14 protein-coding genes, 2 tRNA genes and 1 rRNA gene are annotated in these 13,778 nt (G+C 70.8%); 12 read left to right on the forward strand and 5 right to left on the reverse strand.

Going from position 1 to position 13,778, the window contains the following annotated elements; all coding sequences use genetic code 11:
- The first annotated feature begins 36 nt into the window (after positions 1–36).
- Complete coding sequence (locus ABZU69_RS09975) at positions 37–504, forward strand: ribose-5-phosphate isomerase (protein ID WP_354963989.1); 468 nt, start codon at positions 37–39, stop codon at positions 502–504.
- A gap of 14 nt (positions 505–518) precedes the next feature.
- Here ABZU69_RS09975 and ABZU69_RS09980 read toward each other — a convergent pair whose 3' ends face one another.
- Positions 519–860 carry a hypothetical protein gene (locus tag ABZU69_RS09980; protein ID WP_354963990.1) on the reverse strand — a complete coding sequence of 114 codons (342 nt, stop codon included), beginning with the start codon at positions 858–860 and terminating at the stop codon, positions 519–521.
- A gap of 138 nt (positions 861–998) precedes the next feature.
- Between ABZU69_RS09980 and ABZU69_RS09985 the strand changes: the two genes are divergently transcribed.
- Entirely contained in the window at positions 999–1,538 is a 540-nt protein-coding gene (locus tag ABZU69_RS09985) for a hypothetical protein (RefSeq protein WP_354963991.1), read from the forward strand.
- Positions 1,539–1,778: 240 nt separating this feature from the next.
- Here the strand turns inward: ABZU69_RS09985 and ABZU69_RS09990 are convergent, their stop codons facing one another.
- Positions 1,779–3,926, reverse strand: a complete 2,148-nt coding sequence (locus ABZU69_RS09990) for a M14 family zinc carboxypeptidase (protein WP_354963992.1) — start codon at positions 3,924–3,926, stop codon at positions 1,779–1,781.
- 203 nt (positions 3,927–4,129) lie between these two features.
- On the opposite strand from ABZU69_RS09990, the gene ABZU69_RS09995 reads away from it, so the two are divergent.
- Together ABZU69_RS09995 and ABZU69_RS10000 are read left to right on the forward strand one after the other, a co-directional pair.
- The gene (locus ABZU69_RS09995) at positions 4,130–4,639 is read left to right on the forward strand and encodes a SigE family RNA polymerase sigma factor (RefSeq protein WP_354963993.1); all 510 of its coding nucleotides are present in this window, start codon (positions 4,130–4,132) and stop codon (positions 4,637–4,639) included.
- Positions 4,636–5,478 carry a hypothetical protein gene (locus tag ABZU69_RS10000; protein WP_354963994.1) on the forward strand — a complete coding sequence of 281 codons (843 nt, stop codon included), beginning with the start codon at positions 4,636–4,638 and terminating at the stop codon, positions 5,476–5,478. The genes ABZU69_RS09995 and ABZU69_RS10000 overlap by 4 nt, the downstream gene beginning before the upstream one ends.
- 72 nt (positions 5,479–5,550) lie before the next feature.
- Here the strand turns inward: ABZU69_RS10000 and ABZU69_RS10005 are convergent.
- Positions 5,551–5,624 (reverse strand) — tRNA-Gly (locus ABZU69_RS10005).
- Between the two features lie 259 nt (positions 5,625–5,883).
- Between ABZU69_RS10005 and ABZU69_RS10010 the strand changes: the two genes are divergently transcribed.
- The 5 genes from ABZU69_RS10010 (at position 5,884) to clpX (ending at position 10,464) form a co-directional block, all read left to right on the forward strand.
- Positions 5,884–5,957: transfer RNA gene (locus tag ABZU69_RS10010), tRNA-Pro, on the forward strand.
- Between the two features lie 145 nt (positions 5,958–6,102).
- The gene (gene tig / locus ABZU69_RS10015; RefSeq protein WP_354963995.1) at positions 6,103–7,449 is read left to right on the forward strand and encodes a trigger factor; all 1,347 of its coding nucleotides are present in this window, start codon (positions 6,103–6,105) and stop codon (positions 7,447–7,449) included.
- Positions 7,450–7,643: 194 nt separating this feature from the next.
- A complete protein-coding gene (locus ABZU69_RS10020; protein WP_007464111.1) occupies positions 7,644–8,285 on the forward strand; it encodes an ATP-dependent Clp protease proteolytic subunit in 642 nt (213 codons plus the stop codon).
- A 10-nt stretch (positions 8,286–8,295) separates the two neighbouring features.
- On the forward strand, positions 8,296–8,958 hold the full coding sequence (locus ABZU69_RS10025; protein ID WP_121652300.1) for an ATP-dependent Clp protease proteolytic subunit: 663 nt from the start codon (positions 8,296–8,298) through the stop codon (positions 8,956–8,958).
- Positions 8,959–9,168: 210 nt separating this feature from the next.
- The gene (gene clpX / locus ABZU69_RS10030) at positions 9,169–10,464 is read left to right on the forward strand and encodes an ATP-dependent Clp protease ATP-binding subunit ClpX (protein WP_354963996.1); all 1,296 of its coding nucleotides are present in this window, start codon (positions 9,169–9,171) and stop codon (positions 10,462–10,464) included.
- 24 nt (positions 10,465–10,488) lie between these two features.
- Here the strand turns inward: clpX and ABZU69_RS10035 are convergent, their stop codons facing one another.
- Positions 10,489–11,115: an XRE family transcriptional regulator gene (locus tag ABZU69_RS10035; RefSeq protein WP_354963997.1), complete on the reverse strand. Its 627-nt coding sequence runs from the start codon at positions 11,113–11,115 to the stop codon at positions 10,489–10,491.
- 41 nt (positions 11,116–11,156) lie between these two features.
- On the opposite strand from ABZU69_RS10035, the gene ABZU69_RS10040 reads away from it, so the two are divergent.
- The gene (locus ABZU69_RS10040; protein ID WP_354963998.1) at positions 11,157–11,990 is read left to right on the forward strand and encodes a DMT family transporter; all 834 of its coding nucleotides are present in this window, start codon (positions 11,157–11,159) and stop codon (positions 11,988–11,990) included.
- Between the two features lie 38 nt (positions 11,991–12,028).
- On the forward strand, positions 12,029–12,826 hold the full coding sequence (locus tag ABZU69_RS10045) for a carbon-nitrogen hydrolase family protein (RefSeq protein WP_354963999.1): 798 nt from the start codon (positions 12,029–12,031) through the stop codon (positions 12,824–12,826).
- A gap of 4 nt (positions 12,827–12,830) precedes the next feature.
- Here ABZU69_RS10045 and ABZU69_RS10050 read toward each other — a convergent pair whose 3' ends face one another.
- On the reverse strand, positions 12,831–13,055 hold the full coding sequence (locus ABZU69_RS10050) for a hypothetical protein (RefSeq protein WP_354964000.1): 225 nt from the start codon (positions 13,053–13,055) through the stop codon (positions 12,831–12,833).
- 631 nt (positions 13,056–13,686) lie between these two features.
- Between ABZU69_RS10050 and ABZU69_RS10055 the strand changes: the two genes are divergently transcribed.
- Positions 13,687–13,778, forward strand: a 16S ribosomal RNA gene (locus ABZU69_RS10055); the annotation flags it as partial.

Consider the following 13,778-nt stretch of genomic DNA (forward strand, 5'->3'; position numbering starts at 1 on the left):
CGGCGTCTCCGCCGGCGGCCTGACAGACTTCCCGGTATGCGCGTCTACCTGGGATCCGACCACGCCGGTTTCGAGTTGAAGGTGCACCTCGCCAACCACCTGGCCAAGCAGGGGTACGACGTGGTCGACGTCGGCCCGCACAGCTACGACCCGGACGACGACTACCCGACGTTCTGCCTGCACACCGGCGACCGGGTGGTGGCCGACGAGACCGGCCTCGGGGTGGTCATCGGCGGGTCCGGCAACGGTGAGCAGATTGCCGCGAACAAGGTCGCCGGGGTCCGCGCCGCGCTGGCCTGGAACGTCGAGACCGCCCAGCTGGCCCGCCAGCACAACGACGCGAACGTGGTCGCGGTCGGCGCCCGCCAGCACACCCTGGACGAGGCCACCGCCATCGTCGAGGCGTTCCTGAACACCCCTTTCTCCGGCAACGAGCGGCACGCCCGCCGGATCGCCCAGGTGGCCGCGTACGAGGAGACCCGGGAGCTGCCCGACCTGCCCTGACCCTGGGCGGGCGGTCAGCGCGGCGGGCGGGGCAGCTCCTCGCGGGGCACCCAGTTGCGCCGGACGACCACCACCCGGGCCTCGGCCTCGGCGAGGTCGTCGTCGGTGGGTCGGGCGCCGTCCCGGGCCCGCAGCGCGGCGCTCAGCCCCACCTGCGATGAGCCGGAGCCGACCAGCCCGCGCAGGCCTCGCTCACCGTCGCGCTCGTCGTTGACCGGGCCCCGCCGGCGGGGCGGTGGATCGGTGCCGTCGTGCACAGCGGCGGTGCTGGCCGTCGGACCGTCGGTGCCCTGCCCGGCCGGCTCGGAGTCGGGGTGGTGGCGCAGCCGCCGTCGTCGTCGCTCCGGGTCGCCCATCAGCCGACCGTACCCCGTCCGGTGTGCGATTCGGCACGGTCGTCCCGGCCCGCGCCGGACGGGCTCGGCGACCGATTTGCCGGCTGGCTACCCTCGGATCCAGGCGGCGGTGGTGTCGCCGGTCAGGGGGAGGACGAGATGGCAGACCAGACGCAGCCGTGGGCGGAGCGGACCGTGGAGGTGCCACCGCAGGCCGGCGTCGGGGTGCCGCCGCAGCGGGACGGGTTCCGCCGGGGCGTGGCTCCGGTGGGTCAGCCGCGCAACCCGCGGACCGAGCCCTTCCCGACCGTCGAGCAGGCCCCGACCGGCTGGCCGGACGGCCCGGAACCGCGCCGGCCGCTGAGCTGGCGCCTGGCGCAGCTGCGACGCGGCGGCGAGTGGAGCACGGCGGCCGGGCTCTTCGCGTTCGTGTGCTGGGGGATCTGGGCGCTCTCCGGCCAGGGCGACCTGAGCGGCCCGCTGCTGGTGCTGGTGCTGAGCCTGCTGGTGGCGGTCGGTCTGTTCGCGCTGGCCCGGCTCGTCGGCAGGGTGGTGCTGGAGCGGCAGCTCGGGCGGGTCCGGCGCGGCGCGCGGGGCGCGCACCTGGCGACCGCGGTCTTCCTCGCCGGCCTCGGCGTGGCCTGGCTCCAGCAGACCGAGTGGGTCGTCTCGGCCTGGAACTGGATCTCCTCGAACTGATCCGGGTACGCCCGGGCGGGCCGGCCAACGCCGCCCGCCCGAGCGTACGGTCGCGGTACGCCGCGACACCGGTCGTCTCCCCACCAGGCAAGGCCGCTGCTTACCCGGCCGGCCCCGGTTCATCCGTGGCCGGCCGGTCCGACTGACGTGACGGCGAGACCTGCTCGACCATCCCGTCGTGGTCGTAGAACGGTCCGCGCGGGGCCGCGCCCGGGAGCCGGACGCGACCCCGCCGCAAGGTCAACCGGCGGGCTGGGCGGCCGCGTGGTCGCGGGCCACCCGGACCAGCTCGACGAGGCCGCCGGCGTACTCCTGTGCCTCGCCGTGTGCCTCGTCGAAGGGCGGCTGGAAGCCGACGCCCTCCCACTGGCCGGTGGTCGGGTTCCACCGGTCGTTGCCGACCTCGAAGTCCCAGGCGAAGATGCCCAGCTCGTAGTAGAGCTGGTCGGCGGAGTTGCCGGCGGCCGAGTAGAGAACGTCGGCGACCGGGCCGGTCTGCGACGGCCAGGTGACCGTCCCGCGCTCCTGCGCGATGGCGCCGACGATCCGCCGCGCGCTGTCCAGGAACATCTTCGACTCGTCGATCGACGGCCGGGGCAGGGTGACCCGCCCGTCCGCCCGGTACGCCCCCGGCGGCCACATGAAGTACCCGCCGTAGGAGTGCACGTTCATCGCGAACTTGATGTTCGGGTGGGCCTGGGCGAGCGCGATCACGTTGCTGCTCTCCGCCTCGGACAGCTCCGCGGTGCCCGCGTAGTTGCCCGAGAGGCAGTTGGCGCTGGCGCCCACGTAGCCGTCGAAGTAGGACCCGACGGTGTAGTTGCGGTTGACGTCGACGCCCCACGAGGTGCGGTACCGCGGGTCCCGGGTCGGCCCGGTGCAGTGGTTGACCAGGTTCTTGCGCTGGAAGTTGTAGTCGTTGAACGAGTAGTTCGCGCCGTCCGGGTTGACCGTCGGGATGACGAACACGTCGACCTGCTCCAGCAGCTCGCGGGTGGCCGGATCGGTGCGGGCGTTGGCCAGCATCCGCTCGGCGAACTCCAGCGTCACCAGCGGCGTGGTCCACTCCCGGGCGTGTTCCTGGGAGTACGCCAGCACCCCGACCCGGGAGCCGTCCCGGTGCACGCCGAGGCGCAGCGCCTGGACCGTCCAGGGCTTCGCCGGCACCTCGGTGCCCTGGAGCCCGTCGTCGAGCCGGGCCGGGCCGGCGACCGGCATCGGCAGCCCGGCCGAGCCGTCCTCGACGGTGGCCCGGAACCGGTTCGGTTGGCGGGCGTTGATCGCCGCCGCGACCTCGTCGGTGGTGCTCACCGTCTTGCCGGCGGTGTCGGTGGCGAGCGTGACCGTGAGGACTCGGTCGCGGTAGCTGACGGTCAGCGGTCGGTTCCGCCGGCCCGGGTCGACCGTCCGCACCTGCACACCGTTCATGCCCTGGTCACCGAAGCGGACCGACTCGACCACCACGGCGGACACCGCCGGGTCGCCCAGGTACGCGACGGCGTTGCGCCGGTACCCCTGGGTCCGGTTCGGCAGGTTGATCACGTCGACCAGGCCCCGGTACTGGCGGGCCAGCCGCTTGATCCGCGCCTGGATGTCCACCGGCGTCAGGTACGCGTCGATGAAGTCCTTCTGGTAGCCGGCCGGCAGCGGCGGCGGGGTCGCGTTCGGCCAGAGGGCCGGTGTGACGGCGCGGCTGACCCCGCCGAGGCTGGAGGTGGCGGTCAACTGGACCGGCCGGTTCGGCACCGGCTGGGGGAGCGCGTAGTGGTACTGGTACTCGCCGGAGTCCTCGAAGCGGGACAACGGGAACGACCCGGTGGCGCCGTCCGCCGTACGCCAGCTGACGGTGATCTCAACGTCCGGGTCGTCGGTGGCGGTCGTGGCGACCCGCGCCTGCAGGAACGTCTGCCCGCTCGTGGTCCACCAGTACGCCTGCTGCACCTGGAGGGTGTCCACGGCCGCGGCGGCGGCCGTGGTCCGCTGGCCGGCGGCCGGAGCGCGCAGCCCGGCGGCGGTGCGGGCCTGAGCCGCGCGGACGCTCTCGGCGTGGTGCCGGCTGCCGTCCCCGGCGCGCTGCACGATCTGCACGGCGGTCGCGCCCTGCGCGGTCAGGTCGGCGAGCTGGGCGCCGGTCAGCACCAGGTCGGCGAGGATCCGCCCGTCCCGGGCCCGGGGTCGGTTGGCCAGGTCGGCGCCGGTGGCGACCAGGCGGTCGAGCTGGGCCTGGTCGCGTAGCTGCACCCGGACCAGGGCGGTCTCGGTGGCGGTCAGGGTGATCGGTGTGGCCGGGGCGGCGGGTGCCGCGGTGCCCGGGCCGGGATGGGACAGCACCGCGCTGACCAGGATCGCTGTGGTGGCGGCAGCTGTCCACCGTCGTCGGACGATCATGTGCCCTCCTGACGGACGTCAATGGGTCTGGTCCTTACACCAGTCCATAGATCGACACATGTCAAGGCGCGAGGCCGGTAGCGCCGCGACCGCGACCTGGACGACCGGAACCTGGAGGCGACGGCGCGAGTTCTCCGTTCCGAGATGCAACCCGCTGGACCGGACCCGGCGTGACTATCTCGAATCGGGGATCGGAGGCTTGGATGAGCTATCGCGACAAGGCGTTCGCCGACTACTTCGCGGCGAGGTCGGACGCGATGCGCGGCACCGCGTACCTGCTGTGCGGCGACTGGCACCGGGCGGAGGACCTGGTCCAGACCGCGTTCGTGAAGCTCTACCTGGTCTGGCACCGGGTCGCCCGGCACGAGGTGCTCGACAGCTACGTGCGGCAGATCCTGATCCGGACGTTCCTCGACGAGCGGCGCCGCGGCTGGTGGCGGCGTGAACGGGTGGGCGGCGACAACGCCGAGCAGGCGGTGCCGCCCGACTCGCCGGAGAACCGTCTGGTGCTGCTGCGGGCGCTGGCCTCCGTGGCGCCACGCCAGCGGGCCGTGCTGGTTCTCCGCTACTGGGAGGACCTGTCGGTCGAGGACGTCGCGGCGCTGCTGCAGTGCTCTCCGGGGACGGTGAAGAGCCAGGCGGCGCGCGGGCTGGACACGCTGCGCGGCCTCCTGGCACCCACACACAGCGGGATCGAGATGGGGGAGCGATGAACGGAGAAGACCTGCGCGACGCGCTGCGCAGCGAGATGGCGGATGCCACCCCGCCACCACCATTGAGTACGGCGGCGGCACTCGGAGCCGGTCGCCGGGCCTTCCGTCGCCGCCGTGCCGTCCAGGTGTGTGCCGGATCGGCGGCCGTGGTGCTGGCAGCCGCCGGCTTCGCGGCCGTGGCCACACCGGGCGGCGAGGTCTACCAGCCGGCAGGCGGCGTGCCTGCCGTACCGGCCCCGTCGGCGACGGACACCAAGGAGGCGTGGCCGACCGGGCCGGACGGTCGCCCACAGGAGGATCGGACCGCGCGGGCGGGGTCGAAGTACGACGAGGGTGTACGGCTGCTCGCCGAGGTCGTCTCGGTCGTGCCCGCCGGTTACACCGCACCCGAGGACCCGGCGAACCAGCCCGTCGAGCAGAGGACACTGCGAACTCAGCAAGCACAGTTCGAGGACAAGGTGAACGGCGTCGACCTGTGGAGCTACATGGCCTCGGTCGCCGTCGCCAAGGGCAACGGGACCGGGCGCGTCATCGTCGAGGTGCACGACGCTGGCAACCAGCTACCGACCGAACCGTGTGCGCTGGCCCGCCGGTTCTGGGGCATGCAGGGCGAATGCCAGGTCGAGACCGTCGGAGCGGCGCAGGTGGGCGTCGTCACCCGACCAACCGGCGACGACCGGCTCGACCAGTGGTCGGCATACCGGCATCCGGACGGCGTGGTGGTCTACGTGGCGCAGGGCGCGCAGCTGGACGAGAGCCAGCCGGAGTTGAAGGCGCTTCCGTTCTCCGTACCGCAGTTGGCGGCCCTCGCGGTCGATGAGCGGTTCCACCTGAAGTGAGGAGCTGATCCGGCTTCACCGGGCGGGGGCCCAGGTGCCGCGATCGTGCGGGCCACCTGGGCCTTCGTCTTGTGGAGCGGGCGACGGGAATCGAACCCGCACCGTCAGTTTGGAAGACTGAAGCTCTACCATTGAGCTACGCCCGCGCTCAGCCCCGCCGAAACGGGGCGCGCGGACAGCGTACCCAATGGTCGTGCCGGACGCGCAGCCGCGCCACCGCCTTGCGGCTTCGCGAAGTCCCGCCGTCGCGTCTCACCCCTTGCCGTGCGGGAGGGCCGGGGATCGAGGGAGTAGGAGCGCCCGCCGCTGACGCGGGCGCGATAGGGGTTTTCCGGGAATGTGTCCGGGTGGGAGGTGGCCCCGGCAGGTCTGCGGTGCGCCGACGGCATAGACTGCACGTCGCCACGGGGTGTGGCGCAGCTTGGTAGCGCACTCGCTTTGGGAGCGAGGGGCCGTGGGTTCAAATCCCGCCACCCCGACTGTCGTCCGCGGCCGGGCCGCCGCGGGTGCCGCCGAGTTTTCCGCGCGGTCCCCGGGCGATGCCGGAGCGTCAGGCCGGCTCACCTACACTCGATGGGCTGAATCACGCCCAGACTCAACTGAGATCCGTCAAGGAGTACGCCTGTGAAGAGCACCGTCGAGACTCTGAGCCCGACGCGCGTGCGGCTCGCCATCGAGGTGCCGTTCGTCGAGCTCGAGCCGAGCCTCAAGAAGGCGTACCGGGAGATCGGTTCGCAGGTCCAGGTTCCCGGCTTCCGCCGGGGCAAGGTGCCGACCGCGGTGATCGACCAGCGGGTGGGCCGGGGCACCGTCCTCAACGAGGCGGTCCAGGACGCGATCCCGGACAACATCCTCGCCGCGGTACGCGAGCACGACCTGAAGACGCTGGGGCGCCCCGAGGTCGAGATCACCGAGTTCAACGACGGTGACTCGCTGAACTTCACCGCCGAGGTGGACGTCCGCCCCGAGATCGCCCTGCCCGACGCGTCGACCATCGAGGTGACGGTCGACGAGCTGCAGATCGACGAGAGCGAGATCGACGAGCAGGTGAAGAACCTGCGGGAGCGGTTCGCCACCCTCAAGACCGTCGAGCGGGCCGCCGCCGAGGGCGACTACGTCCAGATCGACCTGAACGCGACCGTCGACGGCGAGGACGTGCCGGGCGGCCAGGCGAGCAACATCTCCCACGAGGTGGGCAGCAAGCAGCTCCTGCCGGGCCTCGACGAGGCCGTGGTCGGTCTCGCCGCCGGCGAGAACACCACCTTCACCACCCAGCTGGTCGGCGGCGACTTCGCGGGCCGGGACGCCGAGGTGGCGGTGACCGTGCGCACGGTCAAGGAGAAGGAGCTGCCGGAGCTGAACGACGAGTTCGCCCAGATGGCGAGCGAGTTCGACACGATCGAGGAGCTCCGCGGCGACCTGCGTGGGCGGGTCACCCAGGGCAAGCAGGTCGAGCAGATCTACGCGGCTCGGGACAAGGCCCTGGCGCAGCTGGTCGAGGCCGCCGAGGTGCCGGCGCCGGAGGGTGTCGTCCGCGAGGAGGTGGCCAGCCGCAAGCAGGCGATGGCCGACCAGCTGGAGCGGATCGGCGCCTCCATGGAGGAGTACCTCGCCGCCGAGGAGAAGACCGAGGAGCAGATCGACGCCGAGCTGACCGAGGCGGCGACCGAGGGCGTGAAGGTGCAGCTGCTGCTGGACACCCTGGCCGACGCCGAGGACGTGCAGGTCTCCGACGACGAGTTCGGCCACGAGATCGTGCACCGGGCCCAGCGGGCCGGGATGACCCCGCAGCAGTACTACGACCAGCTGGTGCGCTCGGGCGCGGCCGGCGCGGTCTTCGGTGACGTGCGGCGGGGCAAGGCGCTCGCGGCCGTCATGGAGCGGATCACGATCAAGGACTCGGCCGGCAACGAGATCACCCTCGACGCGCTGCGCGCCGCCAACGAGGCGGAGCACAACCACGAACACTGATCGTCGGGTGCGGCCGCCGTCCCCCGCTGCGCGGTGGACGGCGGCCGAATCCTTTCCGGGGTACGCCCGGAAGCCCGCGCCGCGGGTACGCCCGACGCAGCTGCGCTGAGAGCGAACAGTGCCCCGACCGGGACTCTGCCGCCCCGCACAGCGGTTAGTGTCGGGAAAGACGGTACGGAGAGCGAAGGGCTGCCATGACCGACATGCACATCCCCAAGAAGTCGCTCCGGGCGATTGACGCGCGCGGTGGCGACTCCATTGGCAACCTCGACGACTCGGTCTACAACCGGTTGCTCAAGGAACGCATCATCTTCCTGGGCAGTGAGGTGACCGACCAGGTCGCCAACCGCATCTGCGCGCAGCTGCTGCTGCTCGCCGCGGAGGACCCGGACCGCGACATCAACCTGTGGATCAACTCGCCGGGTGGCTCGGTCTACTCCGGCATGGCGATCTACGACACCATGCAGTTCATCGACAACGACGTGTCGACCGTGGCGATGGGCATGGCTGCCTCGATGGGCCAGCTGCTGCTCTGCGCGGGCACCAAGGGCAAGCGGTACGCCCTGCCCCACGCCCGGATCATGATGCACCAGCCGTCCGGTGGTCTGGGCGGTACGGCGTCCGACATCGCCATCCAGGCGGAGCAGATGCTCTACACGAAGCGGATGTTCCAGGAGCGGGTCGCGCACCACACCGGCCAGAGCCAGTCGCAGATCGAGGCGGACTCGGACCGGGACCGTTGGTTCACCGCCCAGGAGGCCATGGACTACGGCTTCATCGACAAGGTGATCATCGGGGCCGCTCAGGTTCCGGATGGCGCCGGGACCCTGAGCTGAGGAGCTGACGATGACCGATCTGAGCTTGCCGCCCCAGTTCGCGGCCGTGCACAACCGTTACGTGCTTCCGTCGTTCGTCGAGCGCACGTCGTACGGGGTCAAGGAGTCGAACCCGTACAACAAGCTCTTCGAGGACCGGATCATCTTCCTCGGCGTCCAGGTGGACGACGCGTCGGCCAACGACGTGATGGCCCAGCTGCTGACGCTCGAGGGCACCGACCCGGACCGCGACATCATCATGTACATCAACTCGCCGGGTGGCTCGTTCACCGCGATGACGGCGATCTACGACACCATGCAGTACGTCCGTCCGGACATCTCCACCGTCTGCCTGGGTCAGGCGGCCAGCGCGGCGGCGGTGCTGCTGTCGGCCGGCACCCCGGGCAAGCGGATGGCGCTTCCGAACTCGCGGATCATCATCCACCAGCCGGCCACCGAGGGCGGCTACGGGCAGGGTTCGGACATCGAGATCCAGGCCCGGGAGATCCTGCGGATGCGGACCCAGCTGGAGGACATGCTCTCCCGCCACTGCAACCGCCCGATCGAGCAGGTCCGCAAGGACATCGACCGGGACAAGATCATGACGGCCGAGGAGTCCAAGGAGTACGGGCTGGTCGACACGATCCTGACCAGCCGCAAGAAGGGTCTGCTGGCGGCCAACGCCGCCAGCTGAGCAGTACCGGGTCAGAGGTTGGCCGGGGCGTCGTTCCCGGCCGACCTCTGACACACCCGTTTTGGGGGTCGGAGAATGCCCCGCCAGCGGGTAACGTCGGGTCCGTACCGCTTCGCCGGTTGGGCCGGCGGGGTGAACGGAGCCGGACGGCGCGCAGCGTCCGCAGGGTCAGGGCCGGGTCTCCGGCCGATGAGTGCAGGGAGAACGTAGGTGGCACGGATCGGTGACGGCGGCGACCTACTGAAATGCTCCTTCTGCGGCAAGTCGCAGAAGCAGGTGAAGAAGCTCATCGCGGGCCCCGGGGTCTACATCTGCGACGAGTGCATCGATCTCTGCAACGAGATCATCGAAGAAGAGCTGGCCGAGTCCGGCGAGGTGAAGTGGGAAGAGCTTCCCAAGCCGATGGAGATCTGCCAGTTCCTCGACAACTACGTGGTCGGGCAGGATCAGGCCAAGAAGGCGCTCGCCGTCGCGGTCTACAACCACTACAAGCGGATCCAGGCCGAGGCGGCCGGCGCGCCGGGCTCCGGCAGCGACGCCGTCGAGCTGGCCAAGTCCAACATCCTGCTGCTCGGCCCGACCGGGTGCGGCAAGACCCACCTGGCGCAGACGCTGGCCCGGATGTTGAACGTCCCGTTCGCGATCGCCGACGCCACCGCGCTGACCGAGGCGGGTTACGTCGGCGAAGACGTGGAGAACATCCTCCTCAAGCTGATCCAGGCCGCCGACTACGACATCAAGCGCGCCGAGACCGGCATCATCTACATCGACGAGGTCGACAAGATCGCCCGCAAGTCGGAGAATCCGTCGATCACCCGGGACGTCTCCGGCGAGGGTGTGCAGCAGGCCCTGCTCAAGATGCTGGAAGGCACGGTGGCCAACGTGCCGCCGCAGGGCGGGCGCAAGCACCCGCACCAGGAGTTCATCCAGATCGACACCACCAACGTGCTGTTCATCTGCGGTGGCGCGTTCGCCGGTCTGGATCAGATCATCGAGTCCCGCACCGGGCAGGGTGGCACCGGCTTCGGTGCCCGGCTCCGGTCGGTGTCCGACCGGTCGACCGATGACATCTTCAGCCAGGTCATGCCGGAGGACATGCTCAAGTTCGGGCTGATCCCCGAGTTCGTGGGCCGACTGCCGGTGATCACCAACGTGCGCAGCCTGGACCGCAGCGCCCTGGTGCGGATCCTCACCGAGCCGCGCAACGCCCTGGTCCGGCAATACCAGCGCCTCTTCGAGCTGGACGGGGTCGAGCTGGAGTTCGACGAGCCGGCGCTCGAGGCGATCGCCGACCAGGCCATGCTGCGGGGCACCGGCGCCCGCGGCCTGCGGGCCATCATCGAGGAGGTTCTGCTCTCCGCGATGTACGAGGTGCCGAGCAACCCCGACGCCGCCCGAGTGCTGATCACCCGCGAGGTGGTCCTGGAGAACGTCAACCCGACCATCGTGCCCCGCGAGTTCACCGGCCGTCAGGCCCGGCGGGACCGCGAGGAGAAGTCGGCCTGATCGTCCTCGCGTCGCGCCGGCCGCTCAGTCCTGACGCGGCCGGCGTGAGCGGGTCCGTCGATCCCACTCGCCCGACGGGGTGACGGTCACCATCATCAGTCGGGCCGGTTCGTCGGTGTCGTTGCGATAGCCGTGTTCCCGGTCGGCGTGGAACTCGATCGTCTCGCCGGCCCGGACGGGGTGGTCCTGCCCGTCGACCCGGACGACGACCGCGCCGGTCAGCACGTGGAGGACCTCCCGGGTGCCGCGCGGGTGGTCGGGGGAGCGGTGTGCCTCGCCGGGTTCCAGCCGCCAGTCCCAGAGCTCGACCAGGTCCGGTTCGCCCAGCCCGCTGAGCAGGTGGGCCGTGCCGCCTCGTTCGCCCTGCCAGAGCACGGGCGCGTCGGCGACCGGGGTGATCTTCACGGTCCGTTCCTCGTCGGGCTCCAGCAGGCGGGCGATGTTGACCCCGAACGCGTCGGCGACCCGGCAGAGCGTGCCGACGCTCGGGTTGGTGCGCGCGCTCTCGATCTGCACGAGCATCCCCTTGCTCACCCCCGACCGTCCGGCCAACTCCTCGAAGGACCAGCCGCGCGTGGCACGTAGCTCGCGTACCTGTCGGGCCACCGCGGCGGTCACCGCGCCTACACGGCCCGCTCCGATCTCGGTCATTGAACTATCCTATGCGGTCATTATTGTGATACGACTGTCGCATGCTCCCCATTGTCCTGGCAGCGGTGTCCGCGGTCGCGTTCGGCACGGCCGACTTCTCCGGCGGGAAGGCGTCCCGCCGGGCCGACCCGATCGCCGTCACGGTGGTCTCCCAGCTGCTCAGCGTCCCGCTGCTGGTCGTCCTGGTGCTGGTCGTGCCCGGGACCCCCACCGTGGGCGACATCGCCTGGGGGCTGATCGCCGGGGTGGCCGGCGCGGCCGGGGTCATGCTGCTCTACCGGGCTCTCGCCGGCGGGATGATGGCCGTCGTGGCGCCGGTCACCGCGATCACCGCCGCGATAGTGCCGATCGTCGCCGGCCTGTTCACCTCGACGTTCCCCGGCGCCCCCGCGCTCATCGGCGCCGGCCTCGCCGTGCTGGCGATCGCACTGGTCAGCCTGGGCGAGGGCGGCAGCCGCCGGGCCGTCCCAGCGCGGCTGGTAAGGCTGGCGCTGGGCGCCGGGGCGCTCTTCGGCGTCTTCTTCACGCTGCTCGGCCAGGCCGGCGAGGGGGCCGGCATGTGGCCGGTGGCGGCCGTACGGGCCAGCTCGATCGCGTTCGGCCTCGCCCTGGCCGCCGGCACCGGCGTGCGGCTCCGGCTCGGGCGGCGCGTACTGGTGTGGGCCGCGGTCGCCGGCCTGCTCGACAGTGCCGCGAACGCGCTCTTCCTCGCCGCCGCCGCCCGCGGTCACCTGAGCATCGTCGCGGCGATCGCCGCGCTCTACCCGGCCAGCACGGTGCTGCTCGCGCTCGCCGTCGACCGGGAGAAGTTGCGACCGGTCCAGGTCGCCGGGCTCGGCTTCGCCGCCGGGGCTCTGGTGCTGGCCAGCATCTGAGGCTGCCGATGCAGCCCGTTCGGCCGTACCCTTGGCCCATGCGCGTCGCCGTCTGCCAGCTGAACGCCCGGGATGACCGCAAAGCCAACCTGGCAGCCGCGGAGGTCCTGCTGGAACGTGCCGCCGCCGGCGGCGCGGACCTCGCGGTCCTGCCGGAGTACGTCGACTACCTGGGCCCCGCCGCCGGGTTGCCCGAGCCGGAGCCGGTGGACGGCGAGGTGGGCAGCTTCTTCGCCGGCATCGCCCGGCGACTCGGCATCTGGGTGGTGGCCGGCTCGTTCCACGAGGCCGGCCCCGACCCGGAGCACACCTGGAACACGTCGCTGGTCTTCGACCGGTCCGGCAGCCTGGCCGCGAGCTACCGCAAGATCCACCTGTACGACGTGGAGATACCCGGCCGGGTCTCCTACCTGGAGTCGGCGAGCGTCGCCGCTGGCGACCGGCCGGTGGTGGTCGACGTCGAGGGGCTCCGGGTGGGCCTGTCCATCTGTTACGACCTGCGCTTCCCGGAGCTGTATCGGCGCCTGGCCACCGAGGGTGGCGCCCACCTGCTGGTGGTCCCGGCGGCGTTCATGCTGCACACCGGACGGGACCACTGGGAGGTCCTGCTGCGGGCGCGGGCGATCGAGAACCAGTGCTTCGTCGCGGCCGCCGGCCAGACCGGCGACCACGAGCCCGGCCGCACCTGTTTCGGGCGCAGCATGGTGGTCGACCCGTGGGGGACGATCCTCACCCAGTTGCCGGACGGCCCGGGGGTGTCCGTCGTCGACCTCGACCTCGACCGGCTCGTCCAGATCCGGGCCGAACTGCCGAGCCTGGCCAACCGCCGGCTCTGAGCCCTCAGCCCTCCAGCAGCACGCCGAGCACCGTGAAGCCCGCGATGACCGCGGCGGTCACCAGCAGAGCGGTGGTCATCCGGGATCGGCCCCTCCGGGCCAGTCGCCCCACCGAGAGCACCAGGACGACCAGGACGACCGCGCCGATCACCAACTGCCAGAACGGCAGGAGGAGGCCGAGCAGCGCCTCCTCGGCGTGCACCGTGACGCCGAGCCCGGACTCATCCATGCCTGACACTCTGGCACGCCGATGCGCTCCGCGTCGCGGGCTACGCGGGGACCGCCGCCGGCCCCCTTCGACCAACCAGTGATGAACCCTGATTTGCCTTCTCCGGGCCGTCCGCGTAACTTTCTCTCTGCACGGGGGAGGCCGGACAAACCGGCCGAGAGCGGGCGCCAGGCTCGTGGCGGGAACGCCGAGCGAGACTGAGAAATCGGGCGGTGCGGATCACTCCGGAAACGGGGTTGCAGACGCGAAGCCGACCGGGTAGAGTGCTGAAGCCGGCAGGAGCCGGGCGGAGAGCCGCGAAGCGGTGATCGGCCGGTCTGCGGCTTCCCACGACAGTAACGACCGCCGGGTACGGCGTGCGTCGTCGTGGATCAGGACCAAAAAGTTGATCACCTCGGACACGAGGTTGACAACGAAAGTTCGACCAAGTAAGTTTGAGCGGTTGCCCCGAGATGGGGTCCCAGCGAGTGGGGCTTTTGATCGGTGTGTGGTTGTTCTTTGAGAACTCAACAGGGTGCTTGATAAGCCAGTGCCAATTATGATTTATACCCCGGACTGGTGGTCCTTTTGGATTGCTGGTTGGGATTCCTTTGGCAACACTTTTGTTGTCAGGATGCTGTTCGACAAGTTTTTGTTGGAGAGTTTGATCCTGGCTCAGGACGAACGCTGGCGGCGTGCTTAACACATGCAAGTCGAGCGGAAAGGCCCTTCGGGGTACTCGAG

The sequence above is a fragment of the Micromonospora sp. NPDC005206 genome, assembly GCF_040608175.1.
GTDB lineage: Bacteria > Actinomycetota > Actinomycetes > Mycobacteriales > Micromonosporaceae > Micromonospora.